This window comes from Pseudomonas sp. EB271-G4-1 (assembly GCF_058791355.1).
In genome coordinates this window covers 1-25,905 of record NZ_JBYTEO010000030.1, presented here as the reverse complement: position 1 = coordinate 25,905, position 25,905 = coordinate 1, and the positions used below count along the sequence as shown (strand labels likewise).

At 60.6% G+C, this 25,905-nt stretch carries 20 protein-coding genes; 16 read left to right on the top strand and 4 right to left on the bottom strand.

The annotated features are described in order from the left end of the window. Positions 1-753: 753 nt before the first annotated feature. The 15 genes from AC3WWR_RS16535 (at position 754) to AC3WWR_RS16465 (ending at position 19,575) form a co-directional block, all read left to right on the top strand. The gene (locus tag AC3WWR_RS16535; RefSeq protein ID WP_020796861.1) at positions 754-2,070 is read left to right on the top strand and encodes a nucleotide sugar dehydrogenase; all 1,317 of its coding nucleotides are present in this window, start codon (positions 754-756) and stop codon (positions 2,068-2,070) included. A gap of 169 nt (positions 2,071-2,239) precedes the next feature. Beyond that, complete coding sequence (gene alg8, locus AC3WWR_RS16530) at positions 2,240-3,721, top strand: mannuronan synthase (RefSeq protein ID WP_020796862.1); 1,482 nt, start codon at positions 2,240-2,242, stop codon at positions 3,719-3,721. Positions 3,722-3,757: 36 nt separating this feature from the next. Then, positions 3,758-4,927: an alginate biosynthesis protein Alg44 gene (locus AC3WWR_RS16525; RefSeq protein ID WP_020796863.1), complete on the top strand. Its 1,170-nt coding sequence runs from the start codon at positions 3,758-3,760 to the stop codon at positions 4,925-4,927. 138 nt (positions 4,928-5,065) lie between these two features. Next, the gene (algK, locus tag AC3WWR_RS16520) at positions 5,066-6,445 is read left to right on the top strand and encodes an alginate biosynthesis TPR repeat lipoprotein AlgK (RefSeq protein ID WP_492598886.1); all 1,380 of its coding nucleotides are present in this window, start codon (positions 5,066-5,068) and stop codon (positions 6,443-6,445) included. Then, a complete protein-coding gene (locus tag AC3WWR_RS16515; protein WP_492598885.1) occupies positions 6,442-7,932 on the top strand; it encodes an alginate export family protein in 1,491 nt (496 codons plus the stop codon). Before algK ends, AC3WWR_RS16515 begins: the two co-directional genes overlap by 4 nt. 26 nt (positions 7,933-7,958) lie before the next feature. Next, entirely contained in the window at positions 7,959-9,563 is a 1,605-nt protein-coding gene (algG, locus tag AC3WWR_RS16510) for a mannuronan 5-epimerase AlgG (RefSeq protein WP_492598884.1), read from the top strand. A gap of 10 nt (positions 9,564-9,573) precedes the next feature. Then, complete coding sequence (locus AC3WWR_RS16505) at positions 9,574-11,037, top strand: alginate O-acetyltransferase (protein ID WP_020796867.1); 1,464 nt, start codon at positions 9,574-9,576, stop codon at positions 11,035-11,037. Between the two features lie 8 nt (positions 11,038-11,045). After that, positions 11,046-12,170 (top strand): mannuronate-specific alginate lyase, encoded by a 1,125-nt coding sequence (locus AC3WWR_RS16500; RefSeq protein WP_492598883.1) that lies wholly within the window; start codon positions 11,046-11,048, stop codon positions 12,168-12,170. Between the two features lie 199 nt (positions 12,171-12,369). Continuing rightward, complete coding sequence (locus tag AC3WWR_RS16495) at positions 12,370-13,935, top strand: MBOAT family O-acyltransferase (protein ID WP_020796869.1); 1,566 nt, start codon at positions 12,370-12,372, stop codon at positions 13,933-13,935. A gap of 11 nt (positions 13,936-13,946) precedes the next feature. After that, the gene (locus AC3WWR_RS16490) at positions 13,947-15,122 is read left to right on the top strand and encodes an alginate O-acetyltransferase (RefSeq protein WP_020796870.1); all 1,176 of its coding nucleotides are present in this window, start codon (positions 13,947-13,949) and stop codon (positions 15,120-15,122) included. Positions 15,123-15,139: 17 nt separating this feature from the next. Further along, positions 15,140-15,796 carry an alginate O-acetyltransferase AlgF gene (locus tag AC3WWR_RS16485; RefSeq protein ID WP_042955313.1) on the top strand — a complete coding sequence of 219 codons (657 nt, stop codon included), beginning with the start codon at positions 15,140-15,142 and terminating at the stop codon, positions 15,794-15,796. 219 nt (positions 15,797-16,015) lie between these two features. Further along, positions 16,016-17,467 (top strand): mannose-1-phosphate guanylyltransferase/mannose-6-phosphate isomerase, encoded by a 1,452-nt coding sequence (locus AC3WWR_RS16480; protein WP_020796872.1) that lies wholly within the window; start codon positions 16,016-16,018, stop codon positions 17,465-17,467. 291 nt (positions 17,468-17,758) lie between these two features. After that, positions 17,759-18,223 carry a hypothetical protein gene (locus AC3WWR_RS16475; protein ID WP_033044341.1) on the top strand — a complete coding sequence of 155 codons (465 nt, stop codon included), beginning with the start codon at positions 17,759-17,761 and terminating at the stop codon, positions 18,221-18,223. A gap of 33 nt (positions 18,224-18,256) precedes the next feature. Continuing rightward, positions 18,257-19,081 carry an SDR family oxidoreductase gene (locus tag AC3WWR_RS16470; protein WP_454866581.1) on the top strand — a complete coding sequence of 275 codons (825 nt, stop codon included), beginning with the start codon at positions 18,257-18,259 and terminating at the stop codon, positions 19,079-19,081. A gap of 104 nt (positions 19,082-19,185) precedes the next feature. Continuing rightward, complete coding sequence (locus AC3WWR_RS16465) at positions 19,186-19,575, top strand: hypothetical protein (protein WP_033044339.1); 390 nt, start codon at positions 19,186-19,188, stop codon at positions 19,573-19,575. Positions 19,576-19,578: 3 nt separating this feature from the next. On the opposite strand, the gene AC3WWR_RS16460 is transcribed toward AC3WWR_RS16465, so the two are convergent. From AC3WWR_RS16460 to AC3WWR_RS16445, 4 genes are all read right to left on the bottom strand, one after another. Continuing rightward, positions 19,579-20,433 carry an efflux RND transporter periplasmic adaptor subunit gene (locus tag AC3WWR_RS16460; protein WP_083348245.1) on the bottom strand — a complete coding sequence of 285 codons (855 nt, stop codon included), beginning with the start codon at positions 20,431-20,433 and terminating at the stop codon, positions 19,579-19,581. Between the two features lie 24 nt (positions 20,434-20,457). Then, positions 20,458-20,658 (bottom strand): DUF1656 domain-containing protein, encoded by a 201-nt coding sequence (locus tag AC3WWR_RS16455; protein ID WP_007896379.1) that lies wholly within the window; start codon positions 20,656-20,658, stop codon positions 20,458-20,460. After that, positions 20,648-22,840: an FUSC family protein gene (locus tag AC3WWR_RS16450; RefSeq protein WP_454866580.1), complete on the bottom strand. Its 2,193-nt coding sequence runs from the start codon at positions 22,838-22,840 to the stop codon at positions 20,648-20,650. Before AC3WWR_RS16450 ends, AC3WWR_RS16455 begins: the two co-directional genes overlap by 11 nt. 139 nt (positions 22,841-22,979) lie before the next feature. Next, a complete protein-coding gene (locus AC3WWR_RS16445) occupies positions 22,980-24,479 on the bottom strand; it encodes an efflux transporter outer membrane subunit (protein ID WP_033044517.1) in 1,500 nt (499 codons plus the stop codon). A 181-nt stretch (positions 24,480-24,660) separates the two neighbouring features. Between AC3WWR_RS16445 and AC3WWR_RS16440 the strand changes: the two genes are divergently transcribed. Beyond that, entirely contained in the window at positions 24,661-25,629 is a 969-nt protein-coding gene (locus AC3WWR_RS16440; RefSeq protein WP_020800725.1) for a LysR family transcriptional regulator, read from the top strand. The last annotated feature ends 276 nt before the right edge of the window (positions 25,630-25,905 follow it).

The window sequence follows — 25,905 nt, the reverse complement described above, 5'->3', positions numbered from 1 at the left end:
CCCCATTCGTCGATCCTTTGACGCCAAAAAACCAACACCCAATTTGCTAACTTTTGTTTCACTGGACGTCAGTGATTTTTTTTGTAGTGGCACTGAAAATTTTTCTCAGTAGTGGCACAAAACTACCAGACAGGACATTGAGCCAATATATAAAGGGCCAAATCGCAAGTGCTATCAATATGAGAGCAGTGCCATCTTTCTCAATATTTCAAGAAATTTCAAAATTCGCGATGGGTGGGCTGGAACTATGTCCAAATGCGTAGCTCATACCACCTGTAACGAATCTCTCAATGCGTGTACGAGATAACTTACGCAGAGAAGAGATCTACGCAGCCAAGTTGTCATATTAACTTTGGCAGACTGATCTCTGATTTGGGCAACACATTAAGGACTGGAGATACGCATATCACTATCCCTTACAAGGCCAAGGCTGCGCCCCCTATAAACGTGCTTCCCTGAGCACCCAACCGCTTGATTTACAGGCCTCACGGCCTGGCTTTGAGCGCGCAAGACCTTTGCCCATTGTCTTCTGACTGGAAGACCGGCTGCATGGCAAGGCACATCAGAACAATAAGGCCTAGTTGCGCACACTTTGAGTGAACTGTTTAGACACTCGAAACTTTGAATGCCTGCACGCGACACTGTGGCGCCTATAAGCCGTAGTTGCCCGTGCACTATGACCGCTGAACACCCTTAACTTCGGCCAACTAATGGCCCGATGAAAACAGGCTTGATAATAGAGAGGTAATTGCGATGCGCATCAGCATATTTGGTTTGGGTTACGTTGGCGCCGTCTGTGCCGGTTGCCTGTCTGCACGGGGCCATGACGTCGTTGGCGTCGATGTTGCCAAAGACAAGATCGATATGATCAACGCCGGCAAATCGCCGATCGTTGAACCGGGCCTGGGCGAACTTCTGGCGCAGGGAATCGAGACTGGCCGTCTGCGCGGCACGACCAACTTCGCCGAGGCGATTCGCGATACCGACCTGTCGATGATTTGCGTCGGCACGCCGAGCAAGAAGAACGGCGACCTGGAACTGAACTACATCGAGGCCGTGTGCCGCGAGATCGGTTTTGTCCTGCGCGACAAGACTACCCGTCACACTATCGTGGTCCGCAGCACCGTTCTGCCGGGTACCGTGGCAAACGTTGTCATCCCGATTCTCGAAGACTGCTCCGGCAAGAAGGCCGGTGTCGATTTCGGTGTCGCGGTCAACCCTGAGTTCCTGCGTGAAAGCACCGCGATCGCCGACTACGACCAACCGCCAATGACCGTCATCGGCGAGTTCGACAAGGCCTCGGGCGACGTCCTGCAATCGCTGTACGAAGAACTCGACGCGCCGATCATCCGCAAGGACATCGCCGTTGCCGAAATGATCAAGTACACCTGCAACGTGTGGCACGCCACCAAGGTGACCTTCGCCAACGAGATCGGCAACATCGCCAAGGCCGTCGGCGTCGATGGTCGTGAAGTGATGGACGTGGTTTGCCAGGACAAGACCCTGAACCTGTCCCAGTACTACATGCGCCCAGGCTTCGCCTTCGGCGGCTCCTGCCTGCCCAAGGACGTGCGCGCCCTGACCTACCGCGCCGGTTCCCTGGACGTCGAAGCACCGCTGCTCAACTCGCTGATGCGCAGTAACGAGTCCCAGGTGCAGAACGCCTTCGACATCGTGTCCAGCCACGACAAACGCAAAGTCGCGCTGCTGGGCCTGAGCTTCAAGGCCGGCACCGACGACCTGCGCGAGAGCCCATTGGTTGACCTGGCAGAAATGCTGATCGGCAAGGGCTACGACCTGAGCATCTACGACAGCAACGTCGAGTACGCCCGTGTCCACGGTGCGAACAAGGACTACATCGAGTCGAAGATCCCGCACGTCTCGTCCTTGCTCAATTCCGACTTCGACGCGGTGATCAACAACTCCGACGTGATCATCCTCGGCAACCGTGACGAGAAATTCCGCGCCCTGGTGCAGAACGTCCCGCACGGCAAGCAAGTGATCGACCTGGTCGGCTTCATGTCCAAGGCCACCAGCACGGATGGCCGGGCTGAAGGCATTTGCTGGTAACCGGCGGGTTGTAAGCGCTTCAAGCTGATCGCCAGCAAGCCGGCTCCTACAGATCACCGCAAATCTGTAGGAGCTGGCTTGCCAGCGATGGCGTACCTGAGATCGCCATCGCCGACAAGCCGGCTCCTACAGGGGCGCGAGACTTGCAACTGACTTTAGGATTCCGATTATGCACAGGCTAAAGAACGGCCTACTCCAGGCCGCCGGTTGGCTGTTTTATCTAAGTTTACTGATGGGCATCGCCATGGCGCTGCCTGTGTCCACGTTCGACTCCGAGTCGAAGGACTTCATTTTCCTGATCGGTATCGTCGGTATCTGGCGCTACTCGATGGGTGCCACGCACTTCCTGCGCGGCATGCTGTTCCTGTACGTGGTCTATCCGCACCTGCGGCGCAAAGTGCGCAAGCTGGGCAAGGCGGCGGACCCGTCCCACGTATTTTTGATGGTCACCAGTTTCCGTATCGACGCCCTGACCACCGCGCAGGTCTACAGCTCAGTGATCCGCGAAGCGATCGACTGCGAGTTGCCGACCACCGTGGTCTGCTCCATCGTCGAAATGTCCGATGAACTGCTGGTCAAGAGCCTGTGGAGCCGGATGAATCCGCCTGCCCGGGTGAAGCTCGACTTCGTGCGCATTCCCGGTACAGGCAAGCGCGATGGCCTGGCTTTCGGTTTCCGCGCCATCTCCCGTCACCTGCCGGACGACCGCGCCGTGGTGGCCGTGATCGATGGCGATACCGTGCTCGGCGAAGGCGTCGTGCGCAAGACCGTGCCGTGGTTCCAGCTGTTCGGCAACGTCGGTGGCCTGACCACCAACGAATTCTGCGAAGTGCGCGGCGGCTACATCATGAGCGAGTGGCACAAGCTGCGTTTCGCCCAGCGTCACATCAACATGTGCTCGATGGCCCTGTCCAAGCGCGTGCTGACCATGACCGGGCGGATGTCGGTGTTCCGTGCCACCGTGGTCACCAACCCGGAATTCATCGCCGACGTGGAAAGCGACTCGCTGCAACACTGGCGCCTGGGTCGTTTCAAGTTCCTCACCGGCGACGACAAGTCCAGCTGGTTCAGCCTGATGCGCCTGGGCTACGACACCTTCTACGTGCCTGATGCCGCGATCAACACCGTCGAGCATCCTCCGGAAAAGAGCTTCATCAAGGCCAGTCGCAAGCTGATGTTCCGCTGGTACGGCAACAACCTGCGGCAGAACTCCCGCGCACTCGGCCTGGGGGTCAAGCGCCTCGGTGCGTTCACATCCGTGGTGTTGTTCGATCAGCGCGTGTCGATGTGGACCTCCCTGCTGGGCCTGACCGTGGCGTTGATCGCCAGCTTCAAGTACGGCACCGCGTTCATCCTGGTGTACCTGCTGTGGATCGGCATCACCCGCCTGATCCTGACCCTGCTGCTGTCGTGCTCCGGCCACCGGATAGGTCCAGCCTACCCAGCGATTCTCTATTACAACCAGATCGTTGGCGCACTGGTGAAGATCTACGTGTTCTTCCGCCTCGACCAACAGTCCTGGACTCGCCAGCCCACTGCCCTGACCCGTGATCTCGCCAGCTTTCAACGTTGGTTCAACACCTGGTCGTCTCGGACCATGACCTTCTCCGCCGGCAGCATCTTTGTCGCCGTGCTGCTGATGATGGTCTGACCGCCCCCTTTTTGAATTAACCAGGAAATCGCCTTTATGAATACCGCCGTCAACGCCAACGTAGTGCACGAATCCGAAGCCCAGCGCCAACACGCCCGCGTGAAAATCCCGGCCAAGCTGCGTTTCTTCGGCCCTGACCGGACCCCGGTCGAGGCGCGAGTGATCGACCTTTCCGCCGGTGGCCTGGCCTTCAACGCCGGGCAACTGCCACTGAAAGTCGGCGACAAGTACAAGGCCCGACTGCAATTCGTCATCGACAACCTTGGCCTGGCCATGGACGTGGAATTGCAGGTACGTTCCTGCGATCGCGAGACCGGTCGCACCGGTTGCCAGTTCCAGAACCTGGAGCCGCAAGACATTTCGACCTTGCGCCACCTGATCACGTCGCACCTGGCCGGCGACATCGTCACCATCGGCGAAGTGCTGGCGACCCTGCAGCGCGACAACTTCACCAAGGCGCGCAAGAACAAGGATGGCGGTCACGGCATGAGCGCCTTCGGGCGCATGAAAGCGGTGACCTTCAGCCTGGGGATTTTTGTCGTCGGCCTGGCGGCGTTCGGCTTCATCTTCAAGTCGGTGTACGGCATGTACTTTGTCAGCCACGCCCAGGCGGGCATTGTCAGCGTGCCGGGTGTGAACATCACCATGCCCCGCGACGGCACCGTGCAGAGCCTGGTGAAAGCTGATGGCGTTGCCGCCAAAGGCGCGCCGCTGGCAACCTTCAGCACCAGCATGCTCGACGTGCTCAAAGGTCACCTGGAAGACGATCAACTGGCCCCGGCCAAGGTTGCAGAGCTCTTCGGCAAGCAAATGACGGGCACCCTGACGTCGCCTTGCGATTGCATCGTGGCCCAGCAAATGGTGTCCAACGGTCAATACGCCAGCAAGGGTGACGTGATCTTCCAGCTGGTGCCACGCAACACCGAAGCCAACGTCGAGGCGCGCTTCTCCTATCGCCAGTTCAGCGACGTATTGCCGGGCACCCCGGTGCGCTTCCAGATCGCCGGCGAAGACAAGACCCGCACCGGCAAAATCGTCAGCAGCACCAGCCTGAAAAGCGCCGACCTGTCCTCCGACATCCGCGTACTGATCCAGCCTGACGAAGCCCTGGGCAGCAACCTGGCCGGCCGTCCCGTGGAAGTGAACAGCGACCGTGGCCCTAACCTGAACTGGCTGATCGATAAAGCCATGGCTGCTGGTCTGTAACCGGAGGACATGCCTGTGACGATTCCACCAATCCTCAGAACACCAAAAGCCCTGTGGGAGCGAGCCTGCTCGCGAAGGGCTCAGCGCGGTCTGTCTGATGCACCAAGTGGTCTGCTTCGCGAGCAGGCTCGCTCCCACATGGGATCTCTGTGTGCAGTAGCATTGGCAGTCAGCCTGGCGGGTTGCGCCGGCCTGCCCGACCAGCGCCTGGCCAACGAAGCGCTCAAGCGTGGCGATACCGCCACCGCGGCGGCGAACTACCAGCAACTGGCGGAGCTGGGCTACAGCGAAGCCCAGGTCGGCCTGGCCGATATTCAGGTCGACAGCCGCGACCCGACGCAGATGAAACAGGCCGAGGCGACCTACCGCGCCGCCGCCAGCGTTTCACCGCGTGCCCAGGCACGCCTGGGTCGCCTGCTGGTGGCCAAACCTGGTTCAACCGAAGCTGAACAGCACGAAGCCGAAGGCCTGTTGAAAAAGGCCTCGGCCGCCGGTGAAGGCAACACCCTGATCCCGTTGGCGATGCTGTATCTGCAATATCCGCACAGCTTCCCCAACGTCAATGCGCAACAGCAGATCAGCCAATGGCGCGCCGAAGGCAAACCGGAAGCGGGTCTGGCGCAGGTGCTGCTCTATCGCACCCAAGGCACCTACGACCAGCATCTCGATGAAGTCGAAACGGTCTGCAAAGCCGCGCTCAACACCACCGACATCTGCTACGTCGAACTGGCCACGGTCTACCAGAAACAAGGTAAACCGGAACAACAGGCCGAGCTGATCAAGCAGATGCAGGGGGCGCACAGTCGCGGCACCGTCTCCGCCCAGCGGGTGGACAGTGTGGCTCGCGTGCTCGGCGATGCGAGCCTGGGCAAGACCGACGAAAAAACCGCGCAGTCGCTGCTCGAAGAGATCGCCCCCGGCTACCCCGCTTCCTGGGTCAGCCTGGCGCAACTGCTCTATGACTTCCCGGAACTTGGCGATGTCGACCAGATGATGAAGTACCTGGACAACGGCCGCGCCGCTGACCAACCGCGCGCCGAGCTGCTGCTGGGCAAGCTCTACTACGAAGGCAAGATGGTCCCGGCCGACGCCAAGGTCGCCGAGGAACACTTCCAGAAAGCAGTCGGCCGCGAAATCGCCGCCGATTACTACCTCGGCCAGATCTATCGCCGTGGCTACCTGGGCAAGGTCTACCCGCAGAAGGCCCTCGACCACCTGCTGACCGCTGCGCGCAATGGCCAGAACAGTGCCGACTTCGCCATCGCCCAACTGTTTTCCCAAGGCAAAGGCACCAAGCCTGACCCACTCAATGCGTACGTGTTCAGCCAGCTCGCCAAGGCCCAGAACACCCCGCAAGCCACCGAGCTTGCGCAAACACTTGAAGCCCAACTGCCACCTGCGCAGCTGGCCCAGGCCCAACGCCTGTTGAAACAGGAACAGGCCGTTCGCGGCAACTTGAGCCAGAACACGCTGCAACTGCACGCCCTGCAAGAAGAAGACGGCGAGGAATCCCTATGAAGTTGAATCCATTCATGAAGGCCGGTATCGGCCTGACGTTCGCGCTGATCTGGTCCTGCCCGACACTGGCGGCGATGACAGAAGAAACCAAGAACTACGGCCTGGACGTGAAAATCACCGGCCAGTCCGAGGACGACCGTGACCTCGGCACCCAGAGTGGCGGCGACGTCAACGGCCTGGGCCTGGACTTGCGCCCTTGGGTGTATGGCGAGAGCGGCGCGTGGAGCGCGTATGCCATGGGCCAGGCCGTGACGTCAACGGACATCATCGAGACCGACACCTTGCAGGAATCCGCCAGCGATGGCACGCAGAATACCGACAACAGCGACCGCAAAACCAAGAAGAACTACCTGGCGATGCGCGAGTTCTGGGTCGGCTACAGCGGCTTCACGCCCTACCCCGGCGAGATCCTCAAACTCGGTCGCCAGCGTCTGAACAACGATGACGGTCAATGGCGTGACACCAACATCGAAGCCCTGAACTGGACCTTCGACACCACGCTGTTGCGCGCCAACGCCGGTATCGCCGAACGCTTCAGCGAGTACCGCACCGACCTCAAGGAACTGGCACCCAAGGACAAGGACCGCCTGCACGCCTACGCCGATGCCGAATACCAGTGGACACCAGGTCATTGGGCCGGCATCCGCGGTCATCACACCCACGATGACGGCAAGCTGGACTACGCGCAGCCAGGGGTTGCCAGTGATTCGCTGGACAAGAAACAGAACGGCGACATCAGTTGGCTGGGCCTGCAGGCCAACAGCGACGCCTATAACTGGCGCAACACCAACACCTTCAACTACTGGGGCAGCATCACCGGCATGAGTGGCGACCGCGATACGGTCAACCCGCTGAACGTCGATGGAACCGCCCCCGCGCAACCCAAGAGCAGCGGCAATGTCGATGGCTGGGCTACCGACCTCGGTGTACGCCTGCGCCTGGATCCGCAATGGCAGGTCGGTGCCGCCTACGCCCGTGCCAGCGCTGATTACGAACAGAACGGCCTGGAAAGCAACCGCTCGAACTACACCGGTACCCGCTCGCGGGTGCACCGTTTCGGCGAAGCCTTCCGTGGCGAAATGAACAACATGCAATCGGCCACGCTGTTCGGTTCATGGATGCTTAACGACGAATACGACGCCAGCCTGATCTACCACAAATTCTGGCGTGTCGACGGTAACAAGCCGATCACCAGCGACGGCATTGACGCAGTGCAGAACAACACCGACGACGTTACCGGCGCCGTACTGTCCAGCACCTCCCTGCCGCTCAACGATGGCGACAAAGACCTCGGCCAGGAAATGGATCTGGTAGTCACCAAGTACTTCAAGCAAGGCCTGTTGCCGGCGGCGTTGAGCCAGAAGATCGATGAACCTTCGGCCCTGGTGCGCTTCCGCGGCGGTGTGTTCAAACCGGGCGATGCCTATGGCAAAGAAGTCGATTCGTACATGCACCGCGCGTTCGTCGACGTGGTCTGGCGCTTCTGATGCACATTGCGAAGGGAGTCTCCCAGATGAATCATCAAGCCATGAAAGGCTCGATCAGCCTGTTGGCCGGCGCGTTGCTACTGGCCAGCGCGGCCAGCTTCGCCAACGCAGCGCAGGCCAATGTGGAGTCGGCGGCGCCTCAAGCAACCAAGCCGGCCACCATGGCCAAGGGACTGCAACACGCCAGGACCTACACCGTCAGCAGCGCGCCGGTCGCGCCGCTGGAGTTGGCCAAGCCGAAACTGCCGGACACCTCGGGCTACACCGCCGAGGCGATCGCCGCGAAAATCGTGCGCACAAAGGCCGGCAAGATCAGCGTGCGCCGGATGATGCAAGAGAACGCCCTGAAGGACTTCATCGGTGGCGACAACAAGATGGCCGAGTGGGTGGTGCGTCAGCACGGCATCCCACAGGCGATCTTCGTCGACGACGGCTACATGAACCTCAAGGACCTGGCCAAGAAGCTGCCCAAGCAGTACTTCAGCGAAACTTCGCCGGGCGTATTCCTGGCCAGATTGCCGATCGTCGTGGGTGAGAAAGGCATCCTGGAAATCGACCAACAGACCCAGGAACTGCGCCTGTCCCAGGAGGCCGGGTCGTTCCTGGTCAACGACGGCCAGTTGTTCGTGCGTGATACCAAGGTCACTGGCTGGAGCGAGAAGGCGAACGGCCCGGCGGCCTTCAAGTCGCCCAAGGAATTCCGCCCGTTCCTGCTGGCCTGGGGTGGCACCGAGACCTACATCGCCAACAGCAAGATGGCCAGTTTCGGCTACGCCAACAGTAAGTCCTACGGTGTGAGTATTTCCCAGTACACGCCGAACATGGCGAAGGTGCTCAAGCGTCCTGAACCGACCGGCTGGATCATTGGTTCCGAATTCTCGGACATGTGGTACGGCTTCTACTGCTACGAAACCCGCGATTTCGTGGTCAAGGGCAACACCTACAAGGACAACATCGTCTACGGCATTGACCCGCATGACCGTTCCCATGGCCTGATCATTGCCGACAACACGGTGCATGGCACGAAGAAGAAGCACGGGATCATCATTTCCCGTGAGGTCAACGACAGCTTCATCTTCAACAACCGCAGCTACGACAACAAGTTGTCGGGCATCGTGATCGACCGTAACAGCATCAACAACCTGATCGCCTACAACGAGATCTACCAGAACCACACCGACGGCATCACTCTCTACGAGAGTGGCGACAACCTGCTGTGGGGCAACAAGGTGATCAGCAACCGGCGCCATGGCATCCGCGTTCGTAACAGCGTGAACATCCGCCTCTACGAAAACATCGCCATGGCCAACGGCCTGACCGGCGTCTACGGGCACATCAAGGACCTGAGCGACACCGACCGTGACATCAAGCTCGACCCGTTCGACGCCCAGGTGTCGCTGATCGTGGTCGGCGGTGAACTGGCGGCCAACGGCAGTGGCCCGCTGTCCATCGACTCGCCGTTGAGCGTCGAGTTGTATCGCGTGTCCATGCTCGCACCGACCAAAACCAGCGGCATCAGCTTCACGGGGATCCTCGGCGAGCGCCAGGATGAAATTCTCGACCTGCTGGTGCGCCAGCAGAAAGCCGTGCTGATCGACCCTGTCGAACGCCAGACCGAAATGCAGGACTGAGGATAATTTTATGCACCCACACTTGATCAAATTACTCAGCCTGTCGGCCCTGACCGCCGGCATTCTCGCCGCCAGCGGCGGTGTGCGAGCAGACGATGCTGCCGGTAACGTAAGTCCACCGAAATTCAGCGCCGAACCGTGCTGCAGCCTGTGCCCCGCGGCCCACGATCCGAAGAACTACACCACGCGCTACCAGCAGAACTTCACCACCCTGGTGCAGGCTCAAGGCGACTGGTTGTTTCGTACCCAGGAAGACTTGCGCACCGAATTCGACACCACGCCCGCCGGCTACAAGCGCATGAAGCAACTGCACGATGCGTTCAAGAGCAAAGGCGTGGAACTCGTGGTGGTTTATCAACCCACCCGTGGCCTGGTGAACCGCAACAAGTTGAACCCGGCAGAGAAAGCCAGCTTCGACTTCGACAAGGCATTGAAGAACTACAAGACCATGCTCGGCCGCTTCGCGCAGATGGGTTACGTGGTGCCGGACCTGTCGCCGCTGACCAACGAACAGCTGCCCGAGACCCTGCCCGCCCACGACTTCTACTTCCGTGGCGACCAGCACTGGACGCCTTATGGCGCGCAGCGCACGGCGAAAATCGTGGCCGAGAAGGTCAAGCAGATTCCGGCCTTCGCCGACATTCCCAAGCGCGAATTCGAGACCCACAAGTCGGGTCGCATGGGCAAGAACGGAACGTTGCATAACATGGCCGGTCAACTCTGTGGCACCAGCTATGCGGTCCAGTACATGGATCAATTCACCACCGAACCCAAGGGTGAGGCAGGTGATGGCGATCTGTTCGGCGAATCCGGCAATCCGCAGATCACCCTGGTCGGCACCAGTCACAGCGGCAAGAACTACAACTTCTCCGGTTTCCTCGAAGAGGCCATCGGCGCCGATGTGCTCAACGTAGCCTTCCCCGGCGGCGGCCTGGAAGGTTCGATGCTGCAGTACCTGGGCAGCGACGAGTTCCAGAAGACTCCACCGAAAATTCTCATCTGGGAATTCTCGCCGCTCTATCGCCTGGACCAGGAAACCATCTACCGCCAGATGATGGCGCTGCTGGACAACGGTTGCGAAGGCAAGGCTGCACAGTTGTCCGGCAGCACCACCCTGAAACCTGGCAAGAACGAACTGATGGTCAACAGCAAAAACCTGAATCTGCAAAACAGCAGTCACCAGGTCGACATCCGCTTCGCCGACACCTCGGTGAAAACCCTGCAAGCCACCCTCTGGTACATGAACGGGCGCCACGAGGACATCAAGATCGAAAAACCGGAAACTTCCGACACCGACGGGCGTTTCGCCTTCGAGTTGCGCACGGACGAAGACTGGGCCTCGCAGAATCTGCTGGCCGTCGAAATCCAGGGGCCTGAAAAAGCAGGCGCCGCGCCACAGAAAGTCGAAGCGAAAGTCTGCAAACGCAACGTATTCCCGGACGCTGGGCAACGTACCGCTTCAGCCGGGCAATGAGGTCTGCTATGCAAAATCCGAACTTGAAAAAACTGTTGGCGCCGACGCTTTTGAGCCTGGCGATGTTCGCCGGCGCAACTCAAGCCGCGGCGCCATTGCGTCCGCCGCAGGGTTACTTCGCGCCCATCGAGAAAGTCAAAGCCGGCGACAAGAGCGAAGACTGTGATGCGATGCCGACACCGTACACCGGCTCGCTGCAATTTCGCAGCAAGTACGAAGGCTCGGACAAAGCGCGTTCAACGCTGAACGTGCAATCGGAAAAAGCCTTTCGTGACAGCACCGCCGACATCACCAAGATCGAGCGCGGTACCAGCAAGCGCGTCATGCAGTTCATGCGCGATGGTCGTCCGGAACAGCTGGAATGCACGTTGAACTGGTTGACTGCATGGGCCAAGGCGGATGCCTTGATGTCCAAGGACTTCAACCACACCGGCAAGTCGATGCGCAAATGGGCATTGGGCAGCATGGCGTCTTCGTACATCCGCCTGAAATTCTCCGACTCCCGTCCGCTGGCCAACCATCAGCAGGAGTCGCAGCTGATTGAGGCCTGGTTCAGCAAGATGGCCGATCAGGTGGTCAGCGACTGGGACAACCTGCCGCTGGAAAAAACCAACAACCACTCGTACTGGGCAGCCTGGTCGGTGATGGCAACGTCCGTCGCCACCAACCGCCGCGACCTGTTCGACTGGGCCGTCAAGGAATACAAGGTCGGCGTCAATCAGGTCGACGCCCAGGGATTCTTGCCGAACGAACTCAAGCGCCAGCAACGGGCGCTGGCCTATCACAACTACGCCCTGCCGCCGCTGGCGATGATCGCCAGTTTCGCCCAGGTCAATGGCGTGGATCTGCGCCAGGAAAACAACAGCGCGCTCAAGCGCCTGGGTGATCGCGTGCTGGCCGGGGTGAAAGATCCTGACGAGTTCGAAGAAAAGAACGGCAAGGAACAGGACATGACCGACCTGAAGGTCGACTCGAAATTCGCCTGGCTCGAACCGTTCTGCACGCTCTACACCTGCTCGCCGGATGTGCTGGAGAAGAAGCACAAGATGCAACCGTTCAAGACCTTCCGCCTCGGCGGTGACCTGACCAAGGTCTATGACCCGGCGAACGAGAAGGGTAACAAAGGCAGTTGAGTCAACGCTGATCGTTCCCACGCTCTGCGTGGGAATGCAGCCCGTGACGCTCCGCGTCACATGCCGAAGCGGACGCAGAGCGTCCATTGAGGCATTCCCACGCAGAGCGTGGGAACGATCATGTATCTCTCCGGATTTTGCGGGGGGTTTGGGGGGGCCGTTGGCCCTTGAATGTAGTTTCAGACAAGGAGAGATCGGGATGGTGTTTTCATCCAACGTGTTCCTGTTTTTGTTCTTGCCGATCTTTCTCGGCTTGTACTACTTGAGCGGGCAACGCTATCGCAATTTGCTGCTGCTGATTGCCAGCTATATGTTCTACGCCTGGTGGCGTGTGGACTTCCTCGCACTGTTCGCGGCGGTCACGCTGTGGAACTACTGGATCGGCCTGAAAGTCGGTGCCGCCGGCGTCAGGACCAAACCGGCGCAGCGCTGGCTGCTGCTGGGCGTTGCCGTCGACCTGTGTATCCTCGGCTACTTCAAGTACGCCAACTTCGGCGTCGACAGCATCAACGCCATGATGACCTCGGTCGGTCTTGAGCCATTCATCCTGACCCACGTGCTGCTGCCGATCGGTATCTCGTTCTACATCTTCGAGTCCATCAGCTACATCATCGACGTCTACCGTGGTGATACCCCGGCGACTCGCAACCTGATCGACTTCGCAGCGTTCGTGGCGATCTTCCCGCACCTGATCGCCGGTCCCGTGTTGCGTTTTCGCGACCTGGCCGACCAGTTCAACAACCGCACCCATACCCTCGACAAGTTCTCCGAGGGCTGCACGCGGTTCATGCAGGGTTTCATCAAGAAGGTCTTCATCGCCGACACCCTCGCGGTGGTGGCTGACCATTGCTTCGCCCTGCAAAACCCGACCACGGGTGATGCCTGGCTCGGCGCCCTCGCCTACACCGCGCAGTTGTACTTCGACTTCTCCGGCTACAGCGACATGGCCATCGGCCTGGGCTTGATGATGGGTTTCCGCTTCATGGAAAACTTCAAGCAGCCGTACATCAGCCAGTCAATCACCGAGTTCTGGCGCCGCTGGCACATCAGCCTGTCGACCTGGCTGCGTGACTACCTGTACATCACCCTGGGCGGTAACCGCAAAGGCACGCTGACCACCTATCGCAACCTGTTCCTGACCATGCTGCTCGGTGGCCTTTGGCACGGTGCGAACATCACCTACATCGTCTGGGGTGCGTGGCACGGCATGTGGCTGGCGATCGAGAAAGCCATCGGCCTGAACACTTCGCCGCGCAGCTTCAACCCGATCCGCTGGGCACTGACCTTCCTGCTGGTGGTGATGGGCTGGGTGATCTTCCGTGCGGAAAACCTGCACGTGGCCGGTCGCATGTACGGCGCCATGTTCAGCTTCGGCGAATGGTCGCTGTCGGAACTCAACCAGGCCAGCCTCACCGGCTTGCAGATCGCAACCCTGATCGTGGCCTACGTAACCCTGGCGTTCTTCGGCCTGCGTGATTTCTACAGCAATCAGCCACCGGTCAAGACCAAGCCTGCGGTGAACGTCGATGCAGACGGTCCGGCCGCCGCAACAGCCGGCACGATCAAAGCCGTGCCTGGGGATAACCCGGCGAGCATCCACCAGCCTGGCTACACCGTCGGCGTCGAAGCCCAGGTGCAACCGGCCTACTGGACTGCTGACTGGTCACGCTACGCAATGCGTGCCCTGGTGCTGCTGCTGTTCATCGCCTCGATTCTCAAACTCTCGGCGCAAAGCTTCTCGCCGTTCCTTTACTTCCAGTTCTGAGGGATCTGACCATGACCCGCTCATTACGCATCTTCTACATCGCCCTGTTCCTGGTGACGCTGCTGGCCCTGGGCCTGTGGTCGGTCCGCAGCTTCCTCGGCTTCAGCACCAACGCCGATGCGACAGTGCTCAACGGCCGCTGGACCAAGGCCGTGGAGACGCACTACGACGAGGAATTCCCGATCAAGCGCCTGGGCACCAACCTCTGGGCCGCGCTGGATTTCAAACTGTTCAACGAAGGTCGTCCTGGCGTTGTGCTCGGTCGCGACCAGTGGCTGTACAGCGATGAAGAATTCCATCCGGTCGTCAACGAAGAGCTGAACCTGCAAGGCAACTACGCGCTGGTCGAAGGCGTGCGTCAAACCCTGAAGGACAAAGGCGTGAAACTGGTGATGGCGGTGGTTCCGGCCAAGGTGCGCCTGTACCCGGAACACCTGGGTGAGGCGAAACCGGCCAGCATCCACGCCAACCTTTACCAGGACTTCCACAAGCGCCTGGCCGCTAACCGCATCCTTGCCCCTGATTTGCTGGGCCCCTTGCAAGCGGCCAAAAACGACGGCAAGCAAGTGTTCCTGCGTACCGACACCCACTGGACCCCGGAAGGCGCCGAGGTTGCCGCCGATCGCCTGGCCAAGACCATTGCCGACAAGTACCCGCTGAGCGGCGAACCGCAAGACTTCGTCACCGAGCCTGCGGAAAAAATCACCCACAAAGGCGACCTGCGCCTGTTCCTGCCGCTGGACCCGCTGTTCGAAAACCTGATGCCGGCGCAAGAGCCTTTGCAGAAGCGCAACACCGTTGCCGCGCAAGACCAGCCGGCTGGTGACGATGCCCTGTTCGCCAACACCGAAGTACCGGTTGCGCTGATCGGCACCAGCTACAGCGCCAACCCGAACTGGAACTTCGTCGGCGCGCTGAAACAAGCCCTGCGCAGCGACGTGGTCAGTTACGCCGAAGACGGCCACGGCCCGATCCTGCCGATGCTCAGCTACCTCAAGAGCGACGCATTCAAGAACAGCCCGCCACAAGTGCTGATCTGGGAATTTCCTGAACGTTATCTGCCTGTGAACAACGAAATCGGCGACGCCGACCCGCAGTGGGTCGCAGAGCTTAAACAAGCCGGTGCCCGCCAACAAAACGTAGCCGCAAACACTAAATCCGAGACGCCCGACCGGGCGCAAAACTGAAAGAGAGAGGTAATACCATGACTTTCAAGACTACTCCTCGCCGTCTCGCCAAGACTTTTGCTCTGGTTGCTGGTATGAGCGTGCTTTCGATGCAAGCGTTCGCCGCTGGCGACGCCGCGCTGTACGGCCCGACCGCACCGAAAGGCTCGTCCTTCGTGCGCATCTACAATGCCAGTAACGCCGAAGTCAGCGCCACCGTCGGCAGCACCAACCTGAGCGATGTCGCGCCACTGTCCAGCAGCGACTTCAGCTTCATGCCGGGCGGTGACTACAGCGCCAAGGTCGGCAGCCAGACGCTGCCGGTGAAACTGGCCGGCGACCACTATTACACCCTGGTCAACAACGCCAGCGGCGCCCCGCAACTGATCGAAGAGCCGCCGTTCCGGAACAAGCAGAAATCCCTGGTACGCGTGCAGAACCTCAGCGACAAGGCGCTGACCCTGAAAACCGCCGACGGCAAGACCGACGTGGTCCCGAACGTGGCCGCCAAGGGCCGTGGCGAGCGTGAAATCAACCCGGTGAAGGTCAGCCTGGCGCTATACGATGGCGCAACGAAAGTTGGCGACGTGAAGCCAGTCGCCCTGGAACGCGGTGAAGCCGCGGTGCTGTACGTCACCGGCAGCGGCAGCAGCCTGTCGCCGGTCTGGGTAAAACGCCCGGTATCGACGCGCTAATCATTTTTTCCAGAGGATGAAACACAGTCCCCTGTAGGAGCTGCCGCAGGCTGCGATCTTTTGATCTTCAATGATTTTCAAGAACGTCAAAGATCAAAAGATCGCAGCCTTCGGCAGCTCCTACCCAGGACAGTCAGCCTTTGGACACGGAACAAGAACAAGAGTGAAACGACACAGCGTTCGTAGCTCTAACCAAACGATTTTCAAGGAGTAACAAACATGATTCCGGTGATCTTGTCAGGTGGTAGTGGCTCACGTCTTTGGCCGCTTTCCCGTAAGCAATTCCCGAAACAGTTCCTGGCCCTGACCGGCGAGCACACCCTGTTCCAGCAAACCCTGGAACGCCTGGTGTTCGACGGTATGGACACACCGATCGTGGTCTGCAACAAGGACCATCGCTTCATCGTCAACGAGCAACTGGCCGCTCGCAAACTGGAAACCCAGCGCATCCTGATGGAACCGTTCGGCCGCAACACTGCGCCGGCCGTGGCCCTCACCGCGATGATGCTGGTCAACGAAGGCCGCGACGAACTGATGCTGGTGCTGCCAGCCGACCACGTGCTGGAAGACCAGAAAGCCCTGCAACGCGCCCTGGCGTTGGCCACCGTCGCCGCCGAAAACGGCGAAATGGTGCTGTTCGGCGTACCGGCCACCAAACCGGAAACCGGTTATGGCTACATCAAGTCGACCAACGATTCGCTGCTGCCCGAAGGCGTCAGCCGCGTTTCGCACTTCGTCGAAAAACCGGACGTCAAACGCGCCACCGAATATGTCCAGTCCGGCGGTTACTTCTGGAACAGCGGCATGTTCCTGTTCCGCGCCAGCCGCTTCCTCGAAGAGCTGAAGAAACACGACCCGGATATCTATGACACCTGCCTGTTGACCCTGGAGCGCAGCGCTCAAGACGCCGACACCGTCAGCATCGACGAAGCCACGTTCGCCTGCTGCCCGGACAATTCCATCGACTATTCGGTGATGGAAAAGACCCAGCGCGCCTGCGTCGTGCCATTGACTGCAGGCTGGAGTGATGTCGGCTGCTGGTCGTCGTTGTGGGAAGTGAACGCAAAAGATGCCAATGGCAACGTCACCAAAGGCGACGTGGTGATCCAGGACAGCAAGAATTGCATGATCCACGGCAACGGCAAGCTGGTCTCGGTGATCGGCCTGGAAAACATCGTCGTGGTCGAGACCAAGGACGCCATGATGATTGTCCACAAGGACAAGGTCCAGGGCGTCAAGCAGATGGTCAACACCCTCAACGAACAGGGCCGCAGCGAAACCCAGAACCACTGCGAAGTCTATCGTCCATGGGGCTCCTACGACTCGGTGGACATGGGCGGGCGCTTCCAGGTCAAGCACATCTCGGTCAAGCCGGGCGCGTGCCTGTCGCTGCAGATGCACCACCACCGCGCCGAGCACTGGATCGTTGTCAGCGGCACGGCTGAAGTGACCTGCGATGAGAATGTGTTCCTGTTGACCGAAAACCAGTCGACCTACATTCCGATCGCTTCGGTTCACCGTTTGCGCAACCCGGGCAAGATTCCGCTTGAGATCATCGAAGTGCAATCGGGCAGCTATCTGGGCGAAGACGATATCCAGCGCTTTGAAGATATCTACGGTCGCACCGCGCCGATCGAGAGTGGCGTTTCGGTAAAGACCATCGCGCAGTAAGCGAGCGCTGAAATAAAAGCCCCCGCCCGGTTCACTGCGTCCCCTATCCGCAGTGAGTTGGGCGGGGGTTTTTTTTTCCGGGGTTTTGTGTTGTCAGACCTGGCCCCTTCGCGAGCAGGCTCGCTTCCACAGGGTTTTGAGTCGGTCACAAACTTTGTGGTCAACTCCGGTCCACTGTGGGAGCGAGCCTGCTCGCGAAGGGGCCAGCACATCCACCGCAAATCTCACCCATCGCCAACCTCCCCCACGCTTAGGTAGGATGACCCTCTATCCCCCCGAGGTTTGCGCATCATGTTCATCGGTGTCCTGCTGGTCATCACCTGGCTGATCCTGTTGCTGCGCTATCCGGCCAAGGCCTTGCCGGTGTCCATGGCGGCTGCCTTGGGCCTGGGCATCGTCGCTACCTGGGTCATCTGGATGGACCACCGCGAGCTCAAGCAACTGGAGCGCCTGGAATTGCGCATCAGCTACGCACCGCAACACTGCCCGGCAGACCGACCGCTGCAACTGACCCTGAACAACGGCAACGATGTACCGCTGACCGAATTGCGCTGGCGTGTTGCCGCTTATGCACCGGGCGACACGGTCAATCTCGCCGACAATCAGTACACCGCCCCACGCTACCGCGGACCTGGCGAATTGCAGGCCGGTGGCAACTGGGAAGACTGCTTGCCGCTGCCGCCCCTGCGGCCCGGCTATCGCCCGGAAACTTTGGAGTTTCGCGCCGAGCGTTTGCAGGGTAGTTTCTCGGACTGACCTCACCTTACCTTTCCGCACAAGGACCGCGCCATGCCCGTTGCGTTGATTACCGGATGTTCCAGCGGCATCGGCCGCGCCCTCGCCGATGCGTTCAAGGCTGCTGGCTACGAAGTCTGGGCCAGCGCCCGCAAGGCTGAAGATGTCGCAGCGCTGACCGCGGCCGGTTTTATCGCCGTGCAACTGGACGTCAACGATGGCCAGGCACTCGAACAGTTGAGCGAACGCATCAACCAGCAACATGGCGGCCTCGATGTGCTGGTCAACAACGCCGGCTACGGCGCCATGGGGCCGTTGCTCGATGGCGGTGTGCAGGCGATGCAGCGTCAGTTCGAAACCAACGTGTTCGCCATCGTTGGCGTGACCCGTGCGTTGTTTCCCGTGTTGCGACGGGCCAAAGGCATCGTGGTGAACATCGGCAGCGTTTCGGGAATTCTGGTCACGCCGTTTGCAGGTGCTTACTGCGCGTCCAAAGCCGCGGTGCATGCCCTGAGCGATGCCTTGCGCATGGAACTGGCGCCCTTTGGGGTGCGGGTGATGGAAGTCCAGCCCGGTGCCATCGCCTCCAGTTTCGCCAAGAATGCCGGCCACGAAGCCGAGCAGTTGATCAGCGAACAATCACCCTGGTTCCCGCTGCGCGAGGGCATCCGCGCTCGGGCCAAGGCTTCCCAGGACAACCCGACACCGGCCAGTGAGTTTGCCGCCGGATTGCTCAAGGCCGTGCAGCAGAGCAAGCCACCGCGCCTGCTTCGATTGGGCAATGGCAGCCGGGCATTGCCGTTGATGGCAGGGTTGTTGCCCAAGGGCTTGCTGGAGTCGGCGTTGATGAAGCGGTTCGGCTTGCGCGGGCAGCTCTGAGCCCGGGTCGACACCATCGCGGGCAAGCCCTGTGCATGACCTCTGGGAGCGAGCCTGCTCGCGAAGGCGCCAAAACAGACTCCACAGAATTCAAGGAATCAAACATGACCGACTACAACGAATACTTCGACGAAGTGATCCAGGCGCACGTCGCCATCGAACAATGGCTGGCCAAGGAACGCGACCCGGCCGAACTCGAACAATTACTAAGGCGTTTTTCGCCACAGTTTTCCATGGTCTCGCCGTTGGGCCGGGTGCTGGATTTCGATGCGTTGAACGAGTTGTTCCTGATGGCCGCAGGCAAGAAGCTTGGGTTGCGCATCGAACTTGGCGAGTTGAGCGGCATTGCCTTGCACAACGGCGGCGCAACCGTGAGTTACCGAGAACAACAGACCGATGCCACCGGCCTGCATTCCGATCGCCGCTCGACCGTGGTGTTCGAGAAGGTAGAAGGCAAGATTCTTTGGCGGCATCTGCATGAGACGTTTTGTTGAAACCTACAATGCGTTGACAACCACCGTACAGGTAATCCCCGCCGCCAACAGCACGCCCTCCGGCACTTCATCGATGTGAATCCGCACCGGCACGCGCTGCGCCAGGCGCACCCAGTTGAAGGTCGGATTCACGTCGGCAACCAGCTCGCGACTTTCCGGATTGTCGCGGTCGTAGATGCCTCGCGAGATGCTTTCCACATGGCCCTTGAGCACTTCACCGCTCATCAGTTGCATGTCGGCCTTATCGCCCACGCGCACGTGGGGCAGTTTGGTTTCTTCGAAGAAGCCGTAGACCCAGAACGAGTTCATGTCGACCACGGCCATCTTCGCTTCGCCGATGCGCGCGTAATCGCCGCGATGCACATTCAGGTTGGTCACGTAGCCGTCGACGGCTGCACGCACTTCAGTGCGCTTGAGGTTGAGTTCGGCGGCTTCCAGTTGGGCCTGGGCGTGCTGGTAGTCGGCCAGGGCCGAGTCGGCGAGGTTGCTGGCGTCGTCGCGGTTTTCCCTGGAGATCACCAGGTTGTCCATATCGGCGCGGCGATGGGCATTGACCTTGCGCATCTCCCAGGTGGCCTTGCGCGACGCCACCAATGACTGCGCCTGCTTGACCGCGAGGCGGTAGTGCTCGGGGTCGATCTGCATCAGCAAGTCGCCCTTCTTCACCAACTGGTTATCGCGCACGGGCACGTTCACCACTTCGCCCGTGACATCGGCGGCAACGTTGATGATGTCGGCGCGCACCCGGCCATCGCGGGTCCAGGGGGTGTTCATGTAGTGCTCCCACAGGGAGCGACCGATCCCTATCGCGAGGGCCAGCACCAACAGGGTCGCGAGTAGGCTGAAAAGCTTTTTCATCAGGGCATTCTCAGTGGTAGAGAGTCAACGGTAGACCGTCAGCGCCAGGGCGCCGAACAGACAGGTAAAGAGGCTCAGGCGCAGCAGCGCCGGGTGCCAGAAGAAGCGGTACAGGTCGAAGCCGGACAGAAATCGGTCCAGAGCCCAGGCCAACGCCGCCGCGATGAAAAACATCAGGGTCATGGTCGGCATGTACACGCCGTGGAAGGCGATTTCACGAGGCATGTTCAAGTCCTTTGGGCTTGGTATTGGCGTAGGCGGTGAGCGGTGATTGCGGGTCGAGCAACGAGGTGCGGATAAAGTGCAGGTAGCTCTTGACCCGGCGCAGCGCCGACGTGTCGAAGTGCGGGGCAAAGGGTTCGTCGGTAGCTTGTACGCGGCTGATGGCGTGATCGACGGCGATCAGGGCGCGCTCCAGATTGCTCTGGCCCGGTTGCAGGAACAGCCGCACCAGCGAACGGCCCATCACACGGATCGACTGGCGCCATGGCTGGGACTCGGCGTACGCCGGATGCACCGGCAGGATCGCCTGCTCCTTGCGCAACTCGATGATGGCGTGCCCGACCTCCAGTACCACAAACATCCAGCGCAGCAGATCGCGCTGGACCTGTGGCTGCCCCGCCGCGAAGCCGTAGGCCTGATGCACCAGGTCGCGGGTGCGGCTTTCGAAACGCGACGCCAGTCCCTTGAGCTTGCCGCTGATGGCGTAGACCACCTGGCCACGCAAGTCCTGCTCCAGGCGCCGCCACAGCCAGCGACTGTTCGGCGGCAGAATGATCGCGCCGGCCGCCGCGCACACCAGCATGCCAAGCACCATGGCGATGTAGTCGTTGATGAAGGTGTACGGGTTGTAGACCGTGAGGTTGTCCGGCACCGAACCGGTGCTGAAGAAGATCAGCAAGCCGAGGCCGACACCGGCATATTGCGGCCGCGAGCTCAGGAATGAACCGAGCACGATCACCGGTGCGAGCATCACACACAGCAACGGGAAGCCGTCGATCCAGGGGAAGATAAAAAACATCTCGACGAAACCGATCAGCGCCCCGAGAAACGTCCCGCAGGCCATCTGGAACGCCATGCGCTTGGGGTTCGGCGTGGCGGCGGACAAGCCGACGGTGGCGGCGGCGATCAATGTCATGGTCGCCCCGCTCGGCCATGCCGTCGCCACCCAATAACTGCCCAGCACCACCAGGATGAATGCGGCCCGAATCCCCGAGGCGGCCGACACCAGCCAGTTGGTTTGCGGTGTGAACGGTTCGTCCCAGCGCTCGCGTTCATGGCTGTGATCGGCCAGGGATGCGTGGGTCTGTGCATAACTGTGCAAGTCGTCGACGAAGCGATAGAGCAATTCGTACGCCGTGTGGAAGTCCAGCAGTTCGGCATCGCTCGGACCGCCCTCCTGGAAGATCGCGCGCAGGCTTCGTACCCGCGCCGGCAAACCGGCCTTGTAGGCTGTCAGCGCCGTGACCAGGCGCGCCGCGTCGGCACTGGTCAGCGCACGGCCGCTAAAGCCATCGAGCAGTTCGGCGAGGTCTTGCAAGCCTGGTTTGATGGCCGCCACGGCGTGATCGGTGTCACTGCTGCGCAGGCGTTCGAGCAACTGGTGCAAGGCGTTGAAACGCGTGGTGATCCCCATGAACTCGCTGTTCAAGCGGCTGAGCCGACCGTTGCGCCGACGCATGTGCGGGTCTTCGAACACGGTGACGCTGCGCAGCCCTTCCAGGCCCACCGCTTCGGCGATGAAGCGCACGTTACCGGCCTCGAAGGCCTCGCGCTGACTGCGACCGCGCAAACCATCGGTGACGAACAGGGCAAATATCCCGAAGCGCTGATACAAGGCATTGCGCATCGCGGCACTGGCGGTTTGCGGCAAGATCGCGGCGCTGACCAGGGTCGCGCAGAGAATCCCCAGGGAGATTTCCAGCACCCGCCAGACCGCCGCCATGAACGCACCGTCTGGATGGGCCAGCGCTGGCAACCCGACCATCGCGGCGGTGTAGCCGGCCAACACAAAGCCGTAGGCGCGGAAGTTGCGGCAACGCGCCGCGCCGGCCGAGCAGATACCCACCCAGATCGCCAGCGAACCGAGGAACAGTTCGGTGTTCTGCGCAAACAGGGCGATCAACGCCACCATCACCGTCGAACCGGCCAAGGTGCCCAGAAAGCGATAGAAACTCTTGGCGAACACCTGGCCGCTTTGCGGCTGCATGACGATGAACACGGTGATCATCGCCGTTCGCGGCTGCGGCAATTCCAGGCGCATGGCCAGCCACAGGGTCAGGAAGGCTGCGATCAATACCTTGAAAATGTAGACCCAGGTCACGCCGTCGCTGCGTGCCCAGTCGAAGAAACCCCGGCGCCATTCAAGGGAGTACAGCCAGCGCAAGGGTGCGGGCAAGGGCGTCATCAGATCCTGCTCATTGGATAAAAGGTCAGACTCAGTACCTGTGGGAGCGAGCCTGCTCGCGAAAGCGGTGTGTCAGGCGACAACTTCTTTGACTGACAAGGCCTCTTCGCGAGCAGGCTCGCTCCCACTGGGGTTATGTTCAACGCAAAAGGACCGGGGTTTTCGGTGCAGCGGTCTGGCTGTCTTTCGGCACATCGTTGCCTGCACCGAGCCCGCCGCCCAACGCCGTCACCAACTCGGCATGGGCGCTGAGGCGCGCTGCCTGCACCTGCTGCTGCACCTGCTGCTGCTTGAACAACAGCGTCTGCGCATTGAGCACGTTGAGGTAATCGGTGAGCCCGCGCTGATAAGCGATCGTCGCGATGTCATAGGTTCTCTGTGCAGTGGCAACCGACTCGGCGGCGAAGGCCTGCTGCTTGTCCATGGACTCGCGACGAATCAACTGGTCAGAGATGTTCTTCAGGGCATTGACCAGGGTCTGGTTGTACTTGGCCACGGCAATGTCATAACCCGCCGAAGCCTCGCCCAGCTCCGCGCGCAAACGGCCGCCGTCGAAGATCGGCAGGGATATCGCCGGGCCGACGCTGTAGTTGAGCTTCCTGCCGGTCAGGAACTCCAGCGCCCCGCCACCGGTGGCCATGTAGCCCAGGCTGCCGACCAGATCGACGTTGGGATAGAAGCCTGCATGCGCCACGTCGATGCCCCGTGCTTGCGCCGCCACTTGCCAGCGGCTGGCGACAACGTCCGGACGTTGCCCGAGCAACTGCGCCGGCAACGACGACGGCAGTTTGAGCGCTGCACCCAGTGACAGGGTCGGCCGTTGCAATTGCGCCCCCTGCCCCGGCCCAAAGCCTGCGAGTGCGGCCAGTTGGTTACGGCTCAGGGCGATTTCCTCGTCCAGTGCATCGATCTGGCGATGGGTTTCCGGCAGGGGCGTCTCGGCCTGGCTGACTTCGAAATGGGTCCCGATGCCGCCGTTCAGGCGCTTGTGCGCCAGATCCAGGATTTGCTGTTGTTGCTTCAATGTCGCTTCGACGATGTCCCGCTGCGCGTAATGCAACGAGAGCTCGATGTAGACGCGCACGATGTTGTTCTGTAATTCGAGCTGCGCCTGACGCGCTTCGGCGACGGTCATGTGGGCCATGTCCACGGCGCGCTCGGTGGCATTGCTTTCACGACCCCAGAGGTCGAGGGCGTAACTGAAGCCCAGCGCGGCGTTGTTGTCCCAGGTCGTGCTGTTGGCCAGATCGCCGGGGCCGTAGAACTGATCGGTGGGCCAGTTGTGGCGCTTGAGGGTGGATTGGCCGTTGATCTGCAACGACTCGGCCGACTCGGCCACACCGGCGATGGAATTGGCCTGACGCACCCGCGCGGCGGCCATGGCCATGGTCGGGCTGCCTTGCACGGCGAGGTCGATCCAGCGATTCAGTTGCGGATCGCCATAAGCCTGCCACCATTGAGCGGTGGGCCAATGCGCATCCTGCGCGGCGCTCTGGATGGCTTCGTCGGTGGCCAGCGAATCAGCCTCCAGCGCCTTGCCCTGCGGGGCGATACCTCCGGTTCCGATGCAGCCGCTGATTACCAGGGTTAAAGCCAGAATACTGAGGGGTTGAAGCGCTCTGCTGATGCGACGCGGCACTGCTGAAAATTCCTGAGGTGGGGAACATAGGAGGGACAGCGCAATTCTAGGGGTGGGTTTTCAACGCGATAAGCTGGGATTCCTGTGAATCTTTGTTACCGTTAACGCGATAATCCCTTTGTAGGGGTCTCCGCCCCTGAAACTTCGTGTCACAATTTGCCATCGAACCCGAGAGCACCCCATGGACACATTGCAAAACATGCGCGCCTTCAGTTACGTGGCCGAGGCCGGCAGCTTCACCGCCGCCGCGGTGCAACTGGACACCACCACGGCCAACGTCTCGCGCGCGGTCTCCAACCTGGAAGCCCACCTGCAAACCCGTCTGCTCAACCGAACGACACGACGCATCGCCCTGACGGAAGCCGGCAAGCGCTATTTGCTGCGCTGTGAGCAGATTTTGACGTACGTGGAAGAAGCCGAAGCCGAAGCCAGCGATGCCCACGCGCGCCCGGCCGGGCAGCTCAAGGTGCACACCATGACCGGCATCGGCCAGCACTTCGTGATCGACGCCATCGCCCGCTATCGCAAGACCCACCCGGACGTGACCTTCGACCTGACCATGGCCAACCGCGTGCCGGACCTGCTGGACGAGGGCTACGACGTGTCCATCGTGCTCGCCAGCGAACTGCCGGATTCGGGCTTCGTTTCCCAGCGCCTGGGAATCACCTACAGCATCGTTTGCGCGTCGCCGGCCTACGTTAAAGCCAACGGTTGCGCGCAAAAACCCAGCGACCTGCTGAACCACGCGTGCCTGCGCCTGGTGAGCCCGGTCATCCCCCTGGAAAAATGGGCCTTCGACGGTCCCGACGGGCAGGAAATGGTCACCATCAACAGCTCGCCGTTTCTGGTGAACTCGGCCGATGCGATGAAAACCGCGATCACCAGTGGCATGGGCGTCGGTGTACTGCCACTGTACGCCGCGATCGACGGTTTGCGTAACGGCACGCTGGTGCGGGTGATGCCCAAGTACCGCTCGCAGGAGCTGAACCTGTACGCGATCTATCCGTCGCGGCAGTACCTGGATGCGAAGATCAAGACTTGGGTGGAGTACCTGCGCGGGTCGTTGCCGGAGCTGCTGGCGGCGCATCAGGCGGAATTGGCGGCGTATGAATTGAGCGGCAGTCTCGCCGGGGCGCGAGTGGCAAACTGAGACGTACTTGAACGAATGGCGATTAAAAACCCGGACCTGGTCCGTAAAGCTGCTGTTCACTTAAGCATGGGGTTGTATTTAAGGACTGGATTGGGGGGATATCCATTGCTGCGGTAACGGCCGCTTATGGTTTCGCCCTTACGGCGAGTCCCTTTTTCAAACGCCGGAGTGCCGGCCCAGCAAAAAGGAACCAAAAGGCTTTGCCCCACCACTCGGTGCCTCGCTAGGGCTCGGCATGCCAGAACGAAGGCATTGCTCCGTGGGTCGCCGCGCTGG

Bases quoted from the DNA above. Each gene is read 5' to 3' on its own strand.
- AC3WWR_RS16505 (WP_020796867.1), top strand. From the start codon at position 9,574: ATGCACCCACACTTGATCAAATTACTCAGCCTGTCGGCCCTGACCGCC.
- AC3WWR_RS16490 (WP_020796870.1), top strand. From the start codon at position 13,947: ATGACCCGCTCATTACGCATCTTCTACATCGCCCTGTTCCTGGTGACG.
- AC3WWR_RS16475 (WP_033044341.1), top strand. From the start codon at position 17,759: ATGTTCATCGGTGTCCTGCTGGTCATCACCTGGCTGATCCTGTTGCTG.
- AC3WWR_RS16460 (WP_083348245.1), bottom strand. From the start codon at position 20,433: ATGAAAAAGCTTTTCAGCCTACTCGCGACCCTGTTGGTGCTGGCCCTC.
- AC3WWR_RS16525 (WP_020796863.1), top strand. From the start codon at position 3,758: ATGAATACCGCCGTCAACGCCAACGTAGTGCACGAATCCGAAGCCCAG.
- AC3WWR_RS16440 (WP_020800725.1), top strand. From the start codon at position 24,661: ATGGACACATTGCAAAACATGCGCGCCTTCAGTTACGTGGCCGAGGCC.
- AC3WWR_RS16450 (WP_454866580.1), bottom strand. From the start codon at position 22,840: ATGACGCCCTTGCCCGCACCCTTGCGCTGGCTGTACTCCCTTGAATGG.
- alg8 (WP_020796862.1), top strand. From the start codon at position 2,240: ATGCACAGGCTAAAGAACGGCCTACTCCAGGCCGCCGGTTGGCTGTTT.
- AC3WWR_RS16495 (WP_020796869.1), top strand. From the start codon at position 12,370: ATGGTGTTTTCATCCAACGTGTTCCTGTTTTTGTTCTTGCCGATCTTT.
- AC3WWR_RS16470 (WP_454866581.1), top strand. From the start codon at position 18,257: ATGCCCGTTGCGTTGATTACCGGATGTTCCAGCGGCATCGGCCGCGCC.
- AC3WWR_RS16455 (WP_007896379.1), bottom strand. From the start codon at position 20,658: ATGCCTCGTGAAATCGCCTTCCACGGCGTGTACATGCCGACCATGACC.
- AC3WWR_RS16535 (WP_020796861.1), top strand. From the start codon at position 754: ATGCGCATCAGCATATTTGGTTTGGGTTACGTTGGCGCCGTCTGTGCC.
- AC3WWR_RS16500 (WP_492598883.1), top strand. From the start codon at position 11,046: ATGCAAAATCCGAACTTGAAAAAACTGTTGGCGCCGACGCTTTTGAGC.
- AC3WWR_RS16480 (WP_020796872.1), top strand. From the start codon at position 16,016: ATGATTCCGGTGATCTTGTCAGGTGGTAGTGGCTCACGTCTTTGGCCG.
- AC3WWR_RS16515 (WP_492598885.1), top strand. From the start codon at position 6,442: ATGAAGTTGAATCCATTCATGAAGGCCGGTATCGGCCTGACGTTCGCG.
- algK (WP_492598886.1), top strand. From the start codon at position 5,066: ATGGGATCTCTGTGTGCAGTAGCATTGGCAGTCAGCCTGGCGGGTTGC.
- AC3WWR_RS16465 (WP_033044339.1), top strand. From the start codon at position 19,186: ATGACCGACTACAACGAATACTTCGACGAAGTGATCCAGGCGCACGTC.
- algG (WP_492598884.1), top strand. From the start codon at position 7,959: ATGAATCATCAAGCCATGAAAGGCTCGATCAGCCTGTTGGCCGGCGCG.
- AC3WWR_RS16485 (WP_042955313.1), top strand. From the start codon at position 15,140: ATGACTTTCAAGACTACTCCTCGCCGTCTCGCCAAGACTTTTGCTCTG.